This window comes from Marinobacter zhanjiangensis (assembly GCF_014651935.1).
Taxonomy (GTDB): Bacteria; Pseudomonadota; Gammaproteobacteria; order Pseudomonadales; family Oleiphilaceae; genus Marinobacter; species Marinobacter zhanjiangensis.
Map to the genome: position 1 here is coordinate 223,073 of NZ_BMXV01000003.1, position 16,544 is coordinate 239,616.

The window sequence follows — 16,544 nt, forward strand, 5'->3', positions numbered from 1 at the left end:
ACTCCGTCAGATAACGCCGGCACGCAGCAGGTCGTGCATGTTGATGGCACCCACCAGTTCTTCGTTGCTGTCAAGCACCGGCAGGGCGTTGATCTTAAGCTCTTCCATCACGTGGAGGGCCTCGGCGGCAAGCTGGTTGTCGTGAATGGTGCGCCCGTTACGGGTCATTACGTCGCGAATCAGCGTCCTGTGTATGTCGATGGAGCGGTCCAGGGTGCGACGGAGGTCGCCGTCGGTAAAGATACCCGTCAACTCGCCCTCGTCGTTGACCACAGTGGTCATGCCCAGGCCCTTGAGGGAGATCTCCAGCAGGGCACCGGACATTGGCGTGTTCTCCTGTACCCGTGGCACACGATCTCCGGTATGCATGATATCGGCAACCCGAAGCAGCAGGCGGCGACCCAGCACTCCGCCGGGATGGGAAAGGGCGAAATCCTCGGCGCTGAAGCCCCGGGCTTCCAGCATGGCCACGGCCAGGGCGTCGCCCATCACCAGCGTGGCGGTGGTACTGGAGGTGGGGGCCAGCCCCAGCGGACAGGCTTCCTTGGCAACGCTGATGTCCAGATTGGCCACGGCTTCCCGGGCCAGGGTGGAGTCCGGATTGCCGGTCATGCTGATCAGCGGTGCGCCCATGCGCTTGAGCAGGGGCAGGATGGTCAGCACCTCGCCGGTGTTGCCGGAGTTGGAGATAGCCAGTACCACATCGTCACTGGTGATCATGCCGAGATCACCGTGGCTGGCTTCACCGGGATGCACGAAAAAGGATGGCGTACCGGTACTGGCCAGGGTGGCAGCAATCTTGTTACCGATATGGCCGGATTTGCCCATACCGGTCACCACGACACGCCCCTTGCACGCCATCATCACTTCGCAGGCACGGATGAAATCGTCGCCGATCCGTGCGGAAAGGGCTTCCACGGCCTGGCGTTCCACTTCGATAGCCTTCAGTGCGGCAGAGACAAACGGTTTGGTCATGAGGCTCCTGGTCAGTTCGTCCCGGGTCAGGGCGAATCCTGATAACGCCGGGTTGGTAACAGGTGCGACAGTATATCATCAACCGGACATCCGGGGCTGCCTGATCCCTGAGGTGGCATTTCCTTTCTGTCGTCCTTCGAAAGTTTAACGCCCCGGGCCATTGAGCGGCGATGCAAGTTGGCATACTGTAACGCCAAATTCCCCGGCACCTTTAATCCGGCACGTTGCGATATGTCTGACCGTTCCTGCATCATTCTGGACGATGTTGTTTTTACCCGGGGGCACCGGCGCATCTTCGATGGTGTGTCCCTGACCATTCCCCGTGGCCGGATTACCGCCATCATGGGCCCCAGCGGCAGTGGTAAAACGACGTTATTGCGCCTTGTCGGGGGGCAGTTGAAGCCGGACAGTGGTCGGGTGCTGGTGGATGGTGAGGACGTTTCCCGCCTCAGGCGCAAAGACCTTTACCAGCTGCGCGAGAGAATGGGCATGCTGTTCCAGAGTGGTGCGCTGTTCACCGACCTGAGTGTGTTCGAGAATGTGGCTTTTCCCTTGCGGGTCCACACGCCCCTGCCCGACGACATGATCCGCGATATCGTACTGATGAAGCTGGAGGCGGTCGGGCTCCGGGGTGCCCGTGATCTGATGCCCGCCGAGCTCTCCGGTGGCATGACCCGGCGGGTGGCGCTGGCGCGGGCTATCGCGCTGGATCCCGAGCTGATCATGTATGACGAACCCTTTGCCGGCCAGGATCCGATTGCCATGGGGGTGGTGGTCAAGCTGATCCGCGAGCTCAATACTACCATGGGCCTGACCAGCGTACTGGTGTCCCATGATGTGCCGGAGTCTCTCAGTATCGCCCATTACGCCTGTATCATTGCCGATGGCAAGCTCATCGGAGAAGGCACGCCCGAGCAGCTGAAGGCGCACCCGTCACCGCGAGTCCAGCAGTTCCTGAACGGTCAGCCCGACGGGCCCGTTCCCTTTCACTACCCGGCCCCGGATGCCGCTGCGGACTGGGGCTGCGTGGTGCCTGGCGAAGAGGATTCCCGTGCCTGATTATCTGACCAACCGCATTGCCCGCCTGGGCCGGGGCACAATGGAGGCGGTAGCCTCCCTGGGTCGCTCGGCAGGCTTCCTGTGGGGCTCGCTGGTGGGGGTGCCCAGGCCGTCGGTGGGGCTGCCACTGATGGTGCGGCAGATCTACAACATCGGTGTACTGTCGCTGGCTATCGTCGTGGTGTCGGGGCTGTTTATCGGTATGGTGCTGGCGTTACAGGGGTATTACATCCTCAGTGACTTCGGCTCGGAAAGTGCGATCGGGCAGATGATCGCACTGACCCTGTTGCGGGAGCTGGGGCCGGTAGTTACGGCCCTGCTGTTTGCCGGTCGCGCCGGTTCCGCCCTGACCGCCGAGATTGGCCTGATGAAGGCGACGGAGCAGCTCTCCAGCATGGAGATGATGGGGGTTGATCCATTGCGCCGCGTGATCGCGCCCCGCCTGTGGGCCGGCTTTATTTCCATGCCGGTGCTGGCATTGATTTTCTCGGTGGTGGGCATCTGGGGTGGCATGCTGGTGGGCGTGCAGTGGCTGGGCGTGTTTGAAGGCTCCTACTGGGGCAACATGCAGTCATCGGTGACGTTCTTTGACGATGTCGTCAATGGTCTGATCAAGAGCCTGGTGTTTGGTTTCGTCTGTACCTGGATTGCGGTCTACCAGGGTTATGACTGCGTACCCACATCGGCCGGCATCAGCTCGGCCACCACCAGGACGGTTGTGTTTTCATCACTGGCGGTGCTGGGTCTGGATTTCGTCCTGACCGCCGTCATGTTCGGGAGTTTCTGATGGCTCAGAGAACAACAGACATTATCGTCGGCCTGTTTATCCTCGCCGGCGGGGCGGCTCTGCTGGTGCTGGCGTTACAGGTGAGCGGGCTGACCCTGAAGCCCGGCGGCGAGACCTACAGCGTTCAGGCCTACTTCAACGATGCCGGCGGGCTGTCGTCAAGGGCGCGGGTGTCCATGGCGGGTGTGACCGTGGGGCGGATCCGGGAAGTGACCCTGGACCAGGAAACCTTTCAGGCCCGGGTGGTGATCGACATTGAGGCCGATTATGACAGCATTCCCGCCGACAGCTCGGCGATCATACGTACATCCGGTCTGCTGGGAGAGCAGTATATTGATATTTCGCCAGGTGCCGATATGGAGTCCCTGGCAGACGGTGATACCTTTTACGAAACCCAGTCAGCGCTTAATATCGAGCGTATGATCAGCAACTTCGCCACCGGTCAGGGTGGGGACTAAGTCAAAGAAAACGGGAGAGACCCATGACCGCAGTTCGATCAAACAACCGGTTTGCCATTATCCCCTGGGCGTTGGCGGTGATTGCCCTGTCAGCGGCCCTGCTGGTGCGGCCAGCCGCAGCCAACAGCCAGGAGCTGGCCAGCTATGTCGATGACAATACCCAGAAGCTGGTACAAAGGCTCAATCAGGAAAGTGACCTTTACACCGACGATCCGGATGCTTTCTATGAGGAAATGGAACAGGCCTTGAGCGGCTTCGTGGATTTCCGCCGGATCGCCGCCCGGGTGATGGGGCGCTATGCCAGGCAGGCTACGCCGGAGCAGCGTGACGAGTTTGTGGTCCGCTTCAAGCGCAGTCTGTTCGAGAGTTACGCCCAGGCGCTGGTGAACAATTCCGACGGCTTTGAGATCGCCGTGCGGGAGGCCCAGATCAACCCCAGGGATGAGGACCGGGCCTCCGTTGACATGATGGTGACCACTGAAGCCGGTGACCGTTACCAGGTGACCTATTCCATGTATCGCAACAAGGACAGTGGTGATTGGCTGATGGAAAACGTGATTGTCGAGGGCGTGAACATCGGCCTGGCTTTCCGTGACCGTTTCGCCCAGGAAATGGAATCCCGTCGTGGTGATGTGGATGCGGTTATCGAAAACTGGGGTGAGGCCGTGGCCTCCCTCAACCTGGACGAGGAAATGGACCAGGGTGCCGACGGCGAATGAGCGCCAGCGCCGAACCCGACGGCAGCCGCCTTGTCCTGGCAGGGCGGATCACGGCCGGTAACGTATCTGCCATCCGCCGTCGGGGCGAGGGCTGGCTTGCCACGCTGTCGCCCGGCGCCTCGGCGAGGGTGGATCTTGCGGCGGTAACCACGGCCAGCAGCGTGTTGTTGTCGTTGCTTCTGTGCCTGCGTCGCCGGGCGGGTCAGCGACAGGTTACACTGACCTTCGCCGGAACGCCGGAGGATCTGGTCGGTCTGTCCCGTCTCAATGGTGTTTCCCGCTGGCTGACCGGCCCCGGATAATCCGGTACAATTCCGCTTTCGTTTCGAACAAAACCGAGGTTAGACGCGTATGCAAGCCCAGGACGTTGCCGAACTGGTTCGCAAAGAACTGCCCGACTGCGAGATCGAGGTGCAGAACGATGGAAACCACTACCTGGTGGTGGCTGTTGGCGACCGCTTTGAAGGCATGTCTCCGGTAAAGAAGCAGCAGCTCATCTATGGTGCGCTGCGGGAGCAGCTGGATGACGGCACTATCCACGCCCTGACCATTCGTGCTTTCACGCCGGCCCAGTGGGCAGCCCGGCAACAGTAAGCGGGCGTACAGCTAACAGTTTACAGCTGTCGGTTCACAGCTGTGGGTTCATAAAAACAGGACATTCAACGTGGATAAACTACTCATCCGTGGGCGCAAGCCGCTTGACGGCGAGATTCGCATCTCCGGCGCCAAGAACTCAGCCCTGCCGATCCTGGCGTCCACTTTGCTGGCGGACGAGCCGGTGACGGTTGGCAATCTGCCGCACCTCAATGACATCACCACCATGATCGAACTGCTTGGGCGCATGGGGATCGAGGTGATGATCGACGAGAAAATGAGCGTGCAGGTGGATGCCAGCACCATCAAGGAAACCGTCGCGCCCTACGAGCTGGTGAAGACCATGCGGGCGTCCATCCTGGTGCTGGGGCCGCTGGTGGCGCATTTCGGCGAGGCCGAGGTCTCGCTGCCCGGCGGCTGTGCCATTGGCAGCCGCCCGGTGAATCTTCACATCCACGGTCTTGAGCAGATGGGAGCCGAGGTGCGTGTGGAGAACGGATATATCCACGCCAAATCCAATGGTCGCCTGAAGGGCGCCCATATCTTTCTGGACACGGTCACCGTAACCGGCACCGAAAACCTGATGATGGCAGCGGCTCTGGCAGATGGCGTGACCATCCTGGAGAACGCCGCGCGAGAGCCGGAAGTGGTCGATCTGGCGGAGTGCCTGATCGCCATGGGCGCTGACGTTCGTGGTCATGGCACTGCTACCATCGAGATCCACGGTGTGGAGCGCCTGCACGGCTGTCATTACGATGTGTTACCGGACCGTGTGGAAACCGGTACCTACCTGGTGGCTGCGGCGGCAACCTGCGGCCGGGTGCGGCTGAAGGATACCCGCGAGGGCCTGCTGGAAGCTGTCCTGCTCAAGCTGGAAGAGGCGGGTGCCCATATCAGCACCGGCAAGGACTGGATCGAGCTGGACATGAAGGGCAACCGGCCGAAGGCGGTGTCCCTGCGCACCGCCCCTTATCCCGCCTTCCCCACGGATATGCAGGCGCAGTTTGCCGCCATGAATACGGTGGCCGAAGGCACGGGCACCATCGTCGAGACGGTGTTTGAGAACCGCTTCATGCATATTCAGGAGCTCAGCCGCATGGGTGCCGATATCACCCTGGAGGGCAATGCCGCGATCATCACGGGTGTACCACACCTGACCGGCGCGCCGGTAATGGCAACGGATCTGCGGGCGTCTGCGAGCCTGGTGATTGCCGGGCTGGTGGCGGACGGCGACACCATTGTGGATCGTATCTACCATATTGACCGTGGCTATGAGTGCATTGAGGAGAAGCTCCAGCTTCTGGGCGCGACTATTCGCCGGATTCCGGCCTGAGGCCGGGCCGGATAAGACATTCAGACCGGACTGATAACCGATGACCGAAACGTCGATTACCATTGCGCTGTCCAAGGGACGCATCCTTGACGAGACCATCCCGCTGCTGAAAGAGGCGGGCATCGAGTTTGTGGACGATATCAAGAAGTCCCGCAAGCTGGTGTTCCCAAGCACGGATCCCAATGTGCGTCTGCTGATTATCCGCGCCACGGATGTGCCGACCTATGTCCAGTATGGCGGTGCCGATCTGGGGGTGACCGGCAAGGATGTGCTGTTGGAGCATGGTGGCGACGGCTTGTATGAGCCCCTGGATCTTGATATTTCCCGCTGCCGGCTGATGACGGCCGGCGTGAAGGGCCAGAAGGCGCCCGAGGGGCGCCTGCGGGTGGCCACCAAGTTTGTGAATCTGGCCCGCCGTTTTTATGCGGCCCAGGGCCGGCAGGCGGATATCATCAAACTCTACGGGGCGATGGAGCTGGCGCCGCTGCTGGGGCTGGCGGATGAGATTGTGGATATTGTGGATACCGGCAATACGCTGAAGGCCAATGGGCTGGAGCCGCGGGAGCTGATTGAGAATATCAGTACGCGGCTGGTGGCGAACCGGGCGTCCATGAAGATGAAGCATGACATGTTGCAGCCCATTATTGAGAAGATGGGGCAGGCGGTTGAGGCTCGTCGGGTTGTTGAAGCCTGACGGGTACGGGATTGCTGACTAATGAGTTTGGCGCCCGCCCGGCTAAGCGGTATGGCTTTCCGGGACACGCCGTGAATACGTCCCTGGCAGATTTTTGCTCCTGCAAAATCTGCACTTCCGCCATCCGTGGCGGTCGTAGATCTTCAAAAACGTCCTTGTTTTTGAAGGTCCCGGAAAGCCATACCGCTCATCCGGGCTTACATCAGAGGCGCCTTCATGGCGCTTGAAGGTTCTGGAAGGGCTCCCCGGTCCATCCGGACTACTTGGGAGTTGACCTCAGCTTTCTTTTTTTCGCAGGTGACCTATGACTGACCTTACGATTACCAGACTGTCTGCTTCCGACGCAGGATTTGATGATGCGCTGTCCCGCCTTCTGGCCTGGGATGACAGTGTGGACCATCAGGTAAACGAGTCGGTCCGTCATATCCTGCGCGAGGTGAAGCTGCGGGGTGACGAGGCGGTGATGGAGTTTACCGCGAAGTTTGACCAGCTTGAGGTGGCTTCCATGGCCGAGCTGGAGATTTCCGCTGCCCGGTTGGAACAGGCTCTCGACGCTATTCCGTCTGAGCAGCGTGATGCCCTGGAAGCTGCCGCTGATCGGATTCGTGATTATCACCAGCGGCAGAAGCAGGACTCCTGGCAGTACCAGGATGCCGATGGCACGGTGCTGGGGCAGAGGGTGACGCCGCTGGATCGGGTGGGGCTTTATGTGCCTGGGGGCAAGGCGGCTTACCCGTCTTCCGTGCTGATGAACGCGCTTCCTGCCAAGGTCGCAGGTGTTGGCGAGGTTATCATGGTAGTGCCGACTCCGGCGGGGGTGGTGAACGATATGGTGCTTGCCGCAGCCGCGATTGCGGGGGTGGATCGTGTGTTCACCCTGGGTGGTGCTCAGGCGGTTGGGGCACTGGCCTATGGTACCGAGACGGTGCCCGCAGTCGACAAAATCGTGGGGCCGGGGAATATCTTTGTGGCTACGGCCAAGCGTGAGGTGTTTGGTACCGTGGGCATCGATATGATTGCCGGGCCGTCGGAAATTCTGGTGATCTGTGACGGCAATACCGACCCGGACTGGATTGCCATGGATCTGTTCTCCCAGGCCGAGCATGACGAGCAGGCCCAGTCCATTCTGGTAAGTCCGGATGCGGCGTTCCTGGATGCGGTTGAGGACAGTATCCGCAAGCTGGTGCCCACCATGGAGCGGGGTGAAATTATAGCCCGGTCGCTGTCGGATCGCGGTGCGCTGATTCAGGTGAAGGATCTGGATGAGGCCGCGGCGGTGTCCAACCGGATTGCGCCGGAGCACCTGGAGTTGTCTGTCGAGAATCCGGAGCAGCTGGTGGAGAGGATTCGCCATGCCGGTGCCATTTTCATGGGGCGTTACACGGCCGAAGCTCTGGGCGATTACTGCGCCGGGCCCAATCACGTGCTGCCCACCTCCGGTACGGCCCGGTTCTCGTCGCCGCTGGGGGTGTATGACTTCCAGAAGCGTTCGTCGCTGATCGGCTTCTCGGCAGCCGGTGCCGCCCGCATGGGGCAGGTGGCTTCTGTTCTTGCCCGGGGTGAGGGACTGACCGCTCACGCCCGTTCTGCGGAATATCGCGTCGATATGAACCGCGATCAGTAAGGAGTTGCCATGAGCAAGTTCTGGAGCCCCCTGGTAGGCGAGCTGAAGCCTTACGTGCCGGGTGAGCAGCCGAAAATGAGGCGGCTGGTCAAACTCAATACCAATGAGAACCCCTACGGCCCGTCACTGCGGGTGCTGGAAGCTATCCGGCAGCAGCTGGATGATGGCCTGCGCCTGTATCCGGACCCGGAGAGCGAGCAGCTTCGTGAGGTGGTGAGCCGTTACTATGGAGTGGCCTCCGACCAGGTGTTCGTGGGCAATGGGTCGGATGAAGTGCTGGCCCACATCTTTCAGGGGCTGCTTAAGCAGGACAAGCCCGTACTGTTTCCGGACATCACCTACAGTTTCTATCCGGTGTACTGCAGTCTCTATGGGGTGGAAAGCCGCCTGGTTGCCCTTACGGATACTTTCGAGATTAATCCCGATGATTACCTGGTGCCGAACGGTGGCGTTATTTTCCCGAACCCCAATGCGCCAACTGGCCGCTACCTGCCTCTGAGTGAGGTTGAGCGTATCGTTGCCGGCAATCCGGATAGCGTAGTGGTGGTTGACGAAGCCTATGTGGATTTCGGCGGCGAAACCGCCATCAGTCTGGTGGACCAGTATCCGAATCTGCTGGTGACCCAGACCCTGTCGAAGGCCCGCTCGCTGGCCGGCTTGCGGGTCGGGCTGGCGATAGGGCACCGGGATCTGGTGGAGGGCCTGAACCGGGTCAAGAACAGTTTTAATTCCTACCCGCTGGACCGCCTGGCCCAGGTCGGGGCGGCCGCTGCCTTTGAGGACGAGGCCTGGTTCGACCAGACCCGCAAGCGGGTGATGGCGGAGCGGGATCGGGTGACGGAAGCCATGACAGGCATGGGCTTCGAAGTCCTGCCGTCCACTGCCAATTTCATCTTCTGCCAGCATCGCACCATGACCGGCGAAGATCTGGCGGCGCGGTTGCGGGAGCGGGGAATCATCGTGCGGCACTTCAGCAAGCCGCGGATCGACAACTTTCTGCGTATCACTATCGGTACCGCCGGGCAGAATGACGAACTGTTGCGGGCGCTGGGCGAGCTGACGGGCTGAGGCCCGGGCCGGCCCGAATTCTTCAGTCAGGCGGCCCGCTGATCGACAGGAGTAACCTATGGCAAAACGTACCGACATACTCCGGACCCTCAACCAGTGGCTCACTCCGGAAAACTTCCAGGATTACTGTCCCAACGGTCTGCAGGTGGAAGGCAGTGACGAGGTCACGCGGATTGTCAGTGGTGTCACAGCCTCCCAGTCCTTTATCGATGCCGCCGTGGAAGCGGGCGCCGACATGATCCTGGTGCACCATGGTTATTTCTGGAAAGGGGAGCCCCAGCCGGTCACGGGCATGAAAAAAGCCCGCATCAAGACTCTGCTGGATCATGATATCAGTCTGGTCGCCTATCATCTGCCACTGGATGACCATCCCGATTATGGTAATAACCGTCAGTTGGCGGAAGTGCTGGGATTCCGCAATCCCCGCCCGCTGGCCGGTCTTTTGTGGGAGGGAGAGCTGGACGAACCCATGACACCGGAGGGGTTTGCGGGGTATCTGAATGAGCGCCTGAACCGGCATCCGTTGCATGTTGGCTCCGGCCCGGAGCAGATTCGCCGGGTGGCCTGGTGTACGGGGGCCGCCCAGGGCTTCCTGCCATCAGCGGTGGAGGCCGGGGTGGATGCCTATATCAGCGGTGAGGCTTCAGAGCCAACCACCCACACGGCCCGGGAATGTGGTATCCACTATTACGGCGCCGGGCACCATGCAACCGAACGCTACGGTGTGCAGGCGCTGGGTCGGGCGCTGGCCGAGTCGTTCGGGGTGCCGCATCAGTTCATCGACTGCGACAACCCCGTCTGACCTGGGAGTCTGCGCGGCAGAACGTCTCACCGCTGCGACCGCCCCACTTTGGCCCCTTTTGAGCGCTCATCTTCGTTACATAGAACCACTATGCGCCTCAAATGACCGTCAAAATGGACTCAAAGTGGGACGATCTCGCCTGGCGCGATTTCTACCGCGCAGACTCCTAGGCCTTGGCTTTTTCCTCGTCAGTGAGGCCGAAACCCTCGTCAAGGGTGCCTTTTTCGGCGGGGTCTTTCTTGGGAGCGTAGTCCCGTGGGGGCTCCGCGTTATCATCGCCGGTTTCGCCGCTGGCGCCGGTCAGTCGGGCGCGCCGGTTTTCCTGTTCCAGTTCTTCCAGCCATTCGTCATCGCTTGCCAGGCGGTTGGCGCCGCGGGCCATGTGCTGGTTGACGTCACGGAAAGCATCATTGAAGCGCCGCAGCAGTTGCGCTGACTCCATGAAGTGCTCGTTTACCTGTGCCTGGTAACGGGTATATTCGTTGCGCAGTTCTTCGGTCTGTTGCTCGGCGCGGCGCTGGCGCAGGGTTGCCCCCTGGCTGGAGCGGCCAATGAGCAGGCCAATGATCAGTCCTACGGCGAGTGCCGCAACAGCGGCCAGAATCAGGTTGGTCATACGGTTATCGTCCTGTCGGAAGTCCTTTTTTGTGTCTGGGGTGGCCTTTCCGAAGAACCCGGGGCCTGGTCGCACGATCAGCCCACCCCTTCTGTCTCCGGTCCACCCCGACCGGGAAGATTATAGGGGAAGTATACCCGTTTAGGGGCGGCCCTGCCCATGGTCTCATCTTCCTGCAGGGGTTTTGTTGTTTTATTGCAACGGCACGGGGCGTTCAGCGAGCCGGGTCGCTTTCGGCCCGTTGTGGGCTAGATGGCGAAACTCCTGAAAATCAGCGACAATAGCGGCCGTTTTTTTGATGAATAGGCATCTGCCGCCTGTCATGGTGTGGGTGCCCGGATCCTGATAAGGGAAGGTTCTGAATGACACCCTGGGAGCGATACCAGAAAGATCTTGAACGCCCGGATTTCAAGTCTGATCCGGCTCAGGAAGATGCCGTGCGTCGACTGCAGGCCCTTTACGAGAAACTGGTGGAGGCAGAGAAGGAGCGCGACAAGCCGCTCAAAAAGCTCTCGCTGAAGGTTCGCAAAGGGCGCGAAGAGCCGGTCAAGGGGCTTTACTTCTGGGGCGGTGTTGGCCGTGGCAAGACCTACCTGATGGACACCTTCTACGAGTCGTTGCCGTTTGATCGAAAGATGCGGGTCCACTTTCACCGGTTCATGCAGCGGGTGCACAATGAACTGAAGGCCCTCAAGGGTGAGAAAAATCCGCTGGAGAAGGTGGCCGCCCGCTTTGCCAGCGAGGCCCGGGTCATCTGCTTTGACGAATTCTTCGTCTCGGATATCGGCGACGCCATGATCCTGGCAACCCTGATGGACGGGTTGTTCAGCCGTGGCGTATCGTTGGTATGCACCTCCAATATCCATCCCGACGGGCTCTACAAGGACGGTCTGCAGCGGGCACGATTCCTGCCGGCCATTGACCTGGTCAAGAAATACACCGACGTGGTCAACGTGGACGGTGGCGTGGATTACCGCCTGCGCACTCTGGAGCAGGCGGAGCTCTACCATTCGCCCCTGGACGAACAGGCGGATATCAGCCTCAAGAAGAGTTTCGATAGCCTGGCCGTGGAAGCGGGCAGCCATTCCCTGAATCTCGAGGTGAACGGCCGCAAGCTTCAGGCCCGGGCCCATGCGGACGACGTGGTGTGGTTCGACTTCCGGGAGCTGTGCGATGGCCCCCGTAGCCAGAACGATTACATCGAGCTGGCGCGGGAGTTCCAGACCATCATTGTGTCCAATGTGCCGGTTCTGGGGGGTGACAAGGACGATCAGGCCCGCCGGTTCGTCAATATGATCGACGAGTTCTACGACCGCCACGTCAAGTTGATCCTTTCCGCCGAGGTGCCAATCACTGAACTCTACGCGGGCGGCCGACTTGACTTTGAATTCGAGCGCACCGAGTCACGGTTGCTGGAAATGCAGTCACGGGACTACCTGGGGTCGGCCCACAAGGCCTGAGGGCCAGGACCCCGGTGACGGGTCACTCTTCCGATGTGGGGCCGAAACCCGGCTGTAGCCGCTCCTCGGAGGCCGTGGCCAGCTCCAGCAGACCCTGGATGTTGTTCCGCCTGCCAATGGTTTCCCGGTAGCGCTGGTCGTACCACAACAGATTGTTGTAGCGGATCATACTGCGTAACTCACGAATGTACGCCTGGCCACGCTCGGAATAGTTCACAAGTCCGGCGGCCAGTTCGGACCCGGTGGGGTAGTTGCCACGCTGGTGCGCTTTTTCCCGCAGCACTCGCAGTTCATGGTAGGCGGGGTGTCGGTTCAGGTTCTCGACATAGCCCCGCACCGAGTGATAGGGCGAGCGAAAGCGGGCCACTTCGTGGCTGGCACCTTCCGGACGACTCAGTGGTACCAGACCGCAGCCCCGGGTGAAACACCACTGGCCAAACAGATTGTTGCCCTGGCGGGCGAAGCGGGAGGTGCCCCAGGCGGATTCGTTGGCCGCCTGTGCCAATACCAGCGACGGGGCAATGGTGTCCAGCCGGCGCAGCAGGCGTTGGAACATCTCCTCGCTGCCGCTCTCTTCATCAACGCGCAAGCGTTCGGCCTGAGCAGCCAGCCAGTTAATATCTTCCTCGCTCAGCTCGTCTTTTGCCTGTAATTCCAGCAGGTGTCGGCGTTGCAGAAGTATCCGGCTGTTGATCAGCACGGTGCGGCTGTACACGTAGGAGAAGAACGCGGCCTTTTTCTCGGTTACATCTGCGTATCGATCAAAATTGGGCAGTGGCGACAGAGCCCATCGGGGCAGTTCCGGCAGGGTCGCCAGTTCAAGGTCTTCCGCGGCGTCGCCCACGCGCGGCTCCGGGGGAGGGGGTGGCGTGTGCAGTGCCCCCCACAGTGCCGCGAGGGTGAAGGGGACAATCAACAGAAGGCTTTTTGAACCAGCAGACATTCGATTCCTCGTAAGTGACCATAACTCTGACAAGTCTACCAGTCACTACGAGGAAAGTTCTGTTCAGGTTTGTATCAGAAGAAAATCTTCATGCCGACGAGCACGCCTTCATCCAGGTTGATGTCGCTGCTGCTGTTGTCCAGGTCTGTGTTGACGTAACGATAGCCGGCAAAAACGTCTGCATTGCGGATAACCCGGTAGCTGATCCTGGCTTCTATGTCAGTCACGGCTTCGGAGTCACCGAATGACAGGATGCTGGGGGCATAATGGGCGCTGCCACCGAAGGAAAGCCCGGGCACAGTGGGAATGTTGACGGTGGCATAGCCACCGATACCGACGCCGCCGCCATCCAGGTCGTCGTCATCCCACAGCAGGCCGCGGAAACCGATACCGGCGGTGGTCGGCAGGTTGCCCAGAGCGGTCTGACCCTGGGCATGGAATTCCCCATTGATCAGGTGCCGGCTGCCTTCGTGATAGGTATAGCCAGCACCCGCCTGTATCTCGGACCGGGCATCAAAGAAGTTGACCTGGCCCTTGACGGACTCGTCGGTCAGGCTGAAATCCGCGTCGGCAGCCAGCGCTGGTGCCGCCGCGATGGACAGGGCAAGGGGCAGGGCAGTGACAGAAGTCCTGAACAGCATGATGGGGGTACCTCTGGAAGTTGGTTGATTCGTTCGGGTCAGATCAGACCTTGTTGTGAACGTGTAAGCATAGTACCGGCGGGTCGCAGGGCGCTCAACTTAAACTACGTTCAGCCGCTGTTTACCGCCGTCGGTGAGCCCTGCCGGAAACGACCGGGCACCGGGTGGCTCAGGGTGACTGGTCGGTATCCTGGTCTTGCAGCGACTCGATCAGGTCATCTTCGGACACGGGTTCCCGGGAGGGGATGCGATACTCCCCGCTGGCCCAGGCTCCCAGGTCGATCAGGCGGCAGCGATCCGAGCAGAACGGGCGGTGCGGATTGCGGTCGGTCCACTCCACCGGGGTCTTGCAGGTTGGGCAGTCTACGAACATCAGGACTCTCTTGCGGCTTCCGGTTGATTCTCGGAACAGTATTGTTCCAGAACTGCCCTCAACATGTCGATGTTTACCGGCTTGGCCACGAACACATCCATGCCCGCCTCGCGACTGCGCTCCTCATCCTGCTCCATGGCACTGGCTGTCAGCGCGATGACCGGAGTGTGTCGGAGCTGATGATCCTGTTCCTCGCGGCGCAGCTGACGGGTGGCTTCGTAGCCGTCCAGTTCCGGCATGACGCAGTCCATGAAGATCAGGTCGAAATGACCGCCGCGCCACTGCTCCAGCGCCTGTTGGCCGTCAGTGGCAGTACTTACCCGGCAGCCCAGCTTTTCCAGCAGGCGCTGGGTCAGGGCACGGTTGACCGGGTTGTCTTCGGCCAGCAGCACCCTCATGGGGCCACAGGGCAGGGGCTTCGGAGTTGGCAGCGGGGCCATGGGGGCCTGCAGCGAAAACCGTGTGAGGAATGGCCGTTCGCCGCGGTCGGCGTCCTCGAACAGCTGGTTGAGCATGGGGGCCAGGCGGGACTCCCGCAGTGCCTTGCTCAGGAACGCGTCGGCACCGGCGGCCCGGAAATGCTCGCCATCGCCCCGCTGCGGGTTGGCGGACAGTACGAAAATCCGTGTTGCTTCCCAGGCAGGGTTTTCGCGGATCTTCCGGCACAGCAGGTCGCTGTCCATGTCCGGCACGAAGCCATCGAGAATCACCGCGTCGATGGGCGTTCCGGTTTCTTCGGCGGTAGACAGTGCCGCCAGTACTTCAGCGCCGGAGCGTGCGGCTTCAATATCCACTTCCAGACGCGACAACATCTCCAGGGTAATTTTCCGGGAAAGGGCGTAGGAGTCGGCCACCAGTATCCGGCGGCCACGGACCTTGCCCAGGTTGGCGCGGGTTTTCGGCGCCCGCTGACTGGCCTCCGGCAGACTGACCTCCAGCCAGAAAGTGGAACCCTCGCCCGGGGTGCTTTCCACATCCAGGTGGCCCTCCATCAGGTGGACCAGCTGGCGGCATATGGTCAGGCCAAGACCGGCACCTGGCAGCTGCCGGCGGGTGCGGGCATCGAACTGGACGTAGGGCTCGAATATCAGTGGCAGGTTGTCGGCGCCGATGCCTATGCCGGTATCCTCCACTGACAGGCGCAACTGGGCGTTGCCGTCCTTGCGACCGAGCAGTTCGGCGCTGATCAGCACGTGACCTGAATCGGTATAGCGAATGGCGTTGGAGGTGAGATTCAGCAAGACCTGGCGGATGCGGATGGGGTCACCAATCAGGTGCCCGGGCAGGTTCTCGTCGACCCGTAGCTCCAGAGCAAGGCCCTTTTCCCTGGCCCGGGGGCCGAGCATGCTCACCAGGTCATTGAGGGTTTCCCGCAGGTCGAACTCGATGGCGTCCAGCTCCAGTTTGCCGGCCTCGATGCTGGAAATATCGAGCAGATCGTTGATGATGGCCGACAGGCCCTCGGCTGCATGCAGCAGGGTGTCCACATAATCCCGTTGCTCCTGGTCGAGGCGGGTGTCCTGGAGCAGGCTGGCGTACCCGAGTACGGACTGCAGCGGAATTCGCAGTTCATGGCTGAGGTTGGCCAGGAACAGGTTTTTGGCGTGGTTGGCGCGGATGGCCTCATCCCGCTCATCCATGGACTGACGGCTGGTCTGGCGCAGGTCCCGGGTTTCCTCCAGCAGCCGTTCGCGCATCTGGTTGAGGGCCTGTTCCATCTCACTCAGTTCGTCGGGCCGCGAGGGTGGTTTGCGGTTCAGCTTCAGGGGCTCTATGAGGGCATCCAGGTTGAGCCGGGTGGTGTAGTCGGCCATCGCCTCAAGATGGCGGGACAGCATCAGGCGAACGATCAGTAGCAGCCCCAGGGTGCCCAGCATAACGATGATCGACTGAAACAGAAGCAGGACCAGGGCCCGGTCTCTCACCGCAGCCTGTATCTGGTCGGCGGAGGATGTCAGTACCAGCTGCCCGAGGTTGGAGCTTTCAACCAGTTCCGGGCGGGACATTTGCAGTGGATGCTCGTGGCTGATGACATCCCCTTCCGGGTATTCGCCGATGCTGAATTCGCGACCGTCGGCGGTGATCACCCGGGCATGCTGGATCACGTCGAAGGACAGGAGGTCGTCCAGCATGTTGTCTACCTCACCGAAGTTCATCAGCCACAGCTGCTGGCTGAGGTTGCCCTCGATGATCTCCGCGGTTTTCTGCTGCAGGTTGCGGATTTCGGCCAGCCGCCGTCCGGTTTCTCCGGCCAGCTGCAGACCCGTGGCCACTACCGCCACCAACAGGCTGAACAGCAATACGTACACCAGCAGGCGTGCGGCCAGGGGCCGGACACTGAGGTTACGGGTGAGAGCAGCAATCACTCGCGATGCAGACAAGGCACATGATTCCCTGT

The 16,544-nt window shown here is 60.9% G+C and carries 18 protein-coding genes; 12 read left to right on the top strand and 6 right to left on the bottom strand.

Features of this window, described 5'->3' with window-relative positions:
* Positions 1-6: 6 nt before the first annotated feature.
* Positions 7-975, bottom strand: coding sequence for a KpsF/GutQ family sugar-phosphate isomerase (locus tag IE079_RS07725; RefSeq protein ID WP_189575125.1), 969 nt, complete (start codon positions 973-975; stop codon positions 7-9).
* Positions 976-1,206: 231 nt separating this feature from the next.
* Between IE079_RS07725 and IE079_RS07730 the strand changes: the two genes are divergently transcribed.
* The 11 genes from IE079_RS07730 to IE079_RS07780 all read left to right on the top strand — a co-directional run bounded on the left by IE079_RS07730 (position 1,207) and on the right by IE079_RS07780 (position 10,113).
* Positions 1,207-2,034: an ABC transporter ATP-binding protein gene (locus IE079_RS07730; protein WP_189575127.1), complete on the top strand. Its 828-nt coding sequence runs from the start codon at positions 1,207-1,209 to the stop codon at positions 2,032-2,034.
* Between the two features lie 4 nt (positions 2,035-2,038).
* Complete coding sequence (gene mlaE / locus IE079_RS07735) at positions 2,039-2,821, top strand: lipid asymmetry maintenance ABC transporter permease subunit MlaE (RefSeq protein ID WP_189575622.1); 783 nt, start codon at positions 2,039-2,041, stop codon at positions 2,819-2,821.
* Positions 2,821-3,279, top strand: coding sequence for an outer membrane lipid asymmetry maintenance protein MlaD (gene mlaD / locus IE079_RS07740; protein WP_189575129.1), 459 nt, complete (start codon positions 2,821-2,823; stop codon positions 3,277-3,279). Before mlaE ends, mlaD begins: the two co-directional genes overlap by 1 nt.
* 23 nt (positions 3,280-3,302) lie before the next feature.
* Positions 3,303-3,998 (top strand): MlaC/ttg2D family ABC transporter substrate-binding protein, encoded by a 696-nt coding sequence (locus IE079_RS07745; RefSeq protein WP_189575132.1) that lies wholly within the window; start codon positions 3,303-3,305, stop codon positions 3,996-3,998.
* Positions 3,995-4,300: an STAS domain-containing protein gene (locus IE079_RS07750; protein ID WP_189575133.1), complete on the top strand. Its 306-nt coding sequence runs from the start codon at positions 3,995-3,997 to the stop codon at positions 4,298-4,300. Before IE079_RS07745 ends, IE079_RS07750 begins: the two co-directional genes overlap by 4 nt.
* Positions 4,301-4,349: 49 nt before the next feature.
* Entirely contained in the window at positions 4,350-4,592 is a 243-nt protein-coding gene (locus IE079_RS07755; protein WP_189575135.1) for a BolA family protein, read from the top strand.
* 70 nt (positions 4,593-4,662) lie between these two features.
* Positions 4,663-5,925, top strand: coding sequence for a UDP-N-acetylglucosamine 1-carboxyvinyltransferase (gene murA / locus IE079_RS07760; protein ID WP_189575137.1), 1,263 nt, complete (start codon positions 4,663-4,665; stop codon positions 5,923-5,925).
* A gap of 40 nt (positions 5,926-5,965) precedes the next feature.
* On the top strand, positions 5,966-6,619 hold the full coding sequence (gene hisG / locus IE079_RS07765; RefSeq protein WP_189575140.1) for an ATP phosphoribosyltransferase: 654 nt from the start codon (positions 5,966-5,968) through the stop codon (positions 6,617-6,619).
* Positions 6,620-6,923: 304 nt separating this feature from the next.
* Entirely contained in the window at positions 6,924-8,243 is a 1,320-nt protein-coding gene (gene hisD / locus IE079_RS07770; RefSeq protein WP_189575143.1) for a histidinol dehydrogenase, read from the top strand.
* Between the two features lie 9 nt (positions 8,244-8,252).
* Positions 8,253-9,311, top strand: coding sequence for a histidinol-phosphate transaminase (gene hisC / locus IE079_RS07775; RefSeq protein ID WP_189575145.1), 1,059 nt, complete (start codon positions 8,253-8,255; stop codon positions 9,309-9,311).
* A 58-nt stretch (positions 9,312-9,369) separates the two neighbouring features.
* On the top strand, positions 9,370-10,113 hold the full coding sequence (locus IE079_RS07780; protein ID WP_189575147.1) for a Nif3-like dinuclear metal center hexameric protein: 744 nt from the start codon (positions 9,370-9,372) through the stop codon (positions 10,111-10,113).
* Positions 10,114-10,279: 166 nt separating this feature from the next.
* On the opposite strand, the gene IE079_RS07785 is transcribed toward IE079_RS07780, so the two are convergent.
* The gene (locus tag IE079_RS07785) at positions 10,280-10,729 is read right to left on the bottom strand and encodes a Z-ring associated ZapG family protein (RefSeq protein ID WP_189575149.1); all 450 of its coding nucleotides are present in this window, start codon (positions 10,727-10,729) and stop codon (positions 10,280-10,282) included.
* Between the two features lie 362 nt (positions 10,730-11,091).
* On the opposite strand from IE079_RS07785, the gene zapE reads away from it, so the two are divergent.
* Positions 11,092-12,189: a cell division protein ZapE gene (gene zapE / locus IE079_RS07790; protein ID WP_189575151.1), complete on the top strand. Its 1,098-nt coding sequence runs from the start codon at positions 11,092-11,094 to the stop codon at positions 12,187-12,189.
* A gap of 22 nt (positions 12,190-12,211) precedes the next feature.
* On the opposite strand, the gene IE079_RS07795 is transcribed toward zapE, so the two are convergent.
* The 4 genes from IE079_RS07795 to IE079_RS07810 form a co-directional block, all read right to left on the bottom strand.
* Positions 12,212-13,132, bottom strand: coding sequence for a glucosaminidase domain-containing protein (locus IE079_RS07795; protein ID WP_189575154.1), 921 nt, complete (start codon positions 13,130-13,132; stop codon positions 12,212-12,214).
* Positions 13,133-13,206: 74 nt separating this feature from the next.
* Positions 13,207-13,773 (bottom strand): YfaZ family outer membrane protein, encoded by a 567-nt coding sequence (locus IE079_RS07800; protein WP_189575156.1) that lies wholly within the window; start codon positions 13,771-13,773, stop codon positions 13,207-13,209.
* A 169-nt stretch (positions 13,774-13,942) separates the two neighbouring features.
* Positions 13,943-14,146 carry a DNA gyrase inhibitor YacG gene (yacG, locus tag IE079_RS07805; protein WP_189575158.1) on the bottom strand — a complete coding sequence of 68 codons (204 nt, stop codon included), beginning with the start codon at positions 14,144-14,146 and terminating at the stop codon, positions 13,943-13,945.
* Positions 14,146-16,527, bottom strand: a complete 2,382-nt coding sequence (locus tag IE079_RS07810) for a response regulator (protein WP_227712379.1) — start codon at positions 16,525-16,527, stop codon at positions 14,146-14,148. The genes yacG and IE079_RS07810 overlap by 1 nt, the downstream gene beginning before the upstream one ends.
* Positions 16,528-16,544 lie beyond the last annotated feature (17 nt).